The sequence below is a fragment of the Streptomyces sparsus genome (assembly GCF_054776295.1).
Genome location: NZ_BAAHCA010000936.1, coordinates 1 through 1,883, shown reverse-complemented (window position 1 = coordinate 1,883; position 1,883 = coordinate 1). Strand labels below are relative to the sequence as shown.

2 protein-coding genes are annotated in these 1,883 nt (G+C 75.0%); both read right to left on the bottom strand.

What is annotated here, in order from left to right:
• Nucleotides 1-997: type VII secretion protein EccB (gene eccB / locus ACYVE9_RS25085; RefSeq protein ID WP_461030179.1), on the bottom strand; the 997-nt coding region annotated here is incomplete at its 3' end.
• Nucleotides 998-1,012: 15 nt separating this feature from the next.
• Nucleotides 1,013-1,883 (bottom strand): type VII secretion integral membrane protein EccD (gene eccD / locus ACYVE9_RS25080; protein ID WP_461030178.1); only part of this gene is annotated, 871 nt, incomplete at its 5' end.

The following is a 1,883-nucleotide window of genomic DNA, read 5'->3' as shown; positions in this document are numbered from 1 at the left end:
CGTCCGGGAGCCCCCCGGCGTCCGCGCCGGCCCGCGCCCGGTGGTCCGCGAGGGCGTCCGCCCCCAGGTCGGCCGCGGTGGCGGAACGCCCGTCGTAGACCTTCCTCCGGGTGTCCGGGTCACCGAGCACCAGGGCCGCGCCGGTTGCCGTGAGGGGTGCGAGACCGTCCTCGGTCAGCAGGTGGTAGCGCTCCTCGGCTCCGGGGACGGTGATCCGGAAGACCTCGCCGACACGGGTCTCCCGGCCGCCGAGCACGGGCCCCTTCGCCCCGCGCCCCGCGACCTCGGGAGGTTCGAGATCGGGGCCGGACGGCAGCGAGTTGAGGAACGCGGCCGACACCCGCAGCCGGGGCGTGGAGGCGTAACCGAGCGCCTCGGGCGCACCACCCTCACGGTCCAGGCGGAGCTTGCTGCCACGCCACACCAGGTAGTCGGCGCCGTCGGGACCGCTCACCAGCAGCCCCTGGTCCGCGGGCAGACCCTGCCCTCCGGCGTCCGCCCCCACGGCCAGCGTGGTGGCCGCGGAACCGGTCGTGCTCCCCGAGCACACCTGCCAGGCGCCGGTCTCCAGGTCACCGGCGGCGGGCAGGACGTCGGGGGCGCCGGCGATGCCTACCGGGGTGCCGTGCGGGACGCCCCGCAGCGATGCCCCTCCGACCTGCGTGGTCTTCATCTCCGCGCCCGCCAGCAGCCGCGCGGACGCGTAGTTGCGTACCGGGCGCAGCCGCCCGCCCATGTAGAGGTAGCGGGAGCCGGTGTCCTTGTCGACGACCAGGGTCCCGGCCTCCTTCCAGGATTCCGTCGTACCGGGCTTGAGCAGTCCGAAGACGAACGCCCCGGCGGACAGCAGGACGGCGACGACGATGCCCAGGGCGATACCCCGGTTGGTCCGGCCCTGCGGGCTCTCCGGCGCGTCGGGGTCGCTCCGGAGCATGCCGGAGGTGAGGCGCCCCATGACGAACATGTGGGCCTGGACCTGGTCGCGCTTGGACTGCACGGTGCCCCCTCGGAATCAGGCGTTCAGGGCGCGCAGCGCGCCGTAGACGCCGAGCACCCACAGGGTCAGCGGCAGCAGGCTGATCGCGGTGGCCGAGTGCAGCAGTTCGGCGGCCCGTCCCCAGTACGGCACCAGCCGCCTGCCGGGCACGGTCCAGGAGAGGATCGCGGCCAGCGCGGCGACGGCGAGCAGAGTGCCGGTCTCCAGCAGCCGGGTGCCCGGCGCGGTCGTCCAGGCGCCCGTCACCGCGAGCAGCAGCGCACCGCCCGCGGCCGGCACCACGAGGGAGAGCCGCTGCCACACATGGCCGAGCCCGCGGGCGTGCAGCGCCAGCAGGACGGTCAGGGCCGACACCAGCACGACCTCGGGCAGCCCGGCACGGGGGACCAGCACTGCCAGGCATCCGGCGCAGACCAGCCCGACGGCGCCGTAGAGCGACGTCATCCATCCGTCGGCGATCACGGTCCGGCTCGTGACGACGGCGGTGGGGTGCGGCTCGATGCCCTCCTGGAGCTGCTGGGCGTTGGTCGGGAGCGGTGGCATCCGCAGCCCGGACATCCGGAACGACAGCGACGGAACGAAGGCCCCGAGCACCACGGCGACCAGCACGCAGACCGCTGCCGCCTCCCCCGGCGCGAGGTCCGCGGTGATCATCAGGACGGCGCCGAGCACCCCGAACACGGCGATCACGGCGACGCACAGGAACAACGCGGCGAACGCCGCCACCGCCGTGAGGGCGAGCACCGCTCCGCCCGTGCCGGCCGCCGAGGCGGCGAGCAGCCGTGGCCCGAGGACGGCCTCGTGGTGCGGTCCGCCGAGTTCGCCCCCGGTCAGCAGCCAGCCGGCCAGCGCCAGATAGGGGCCGACCATGAAGCCGAGCGCCGAG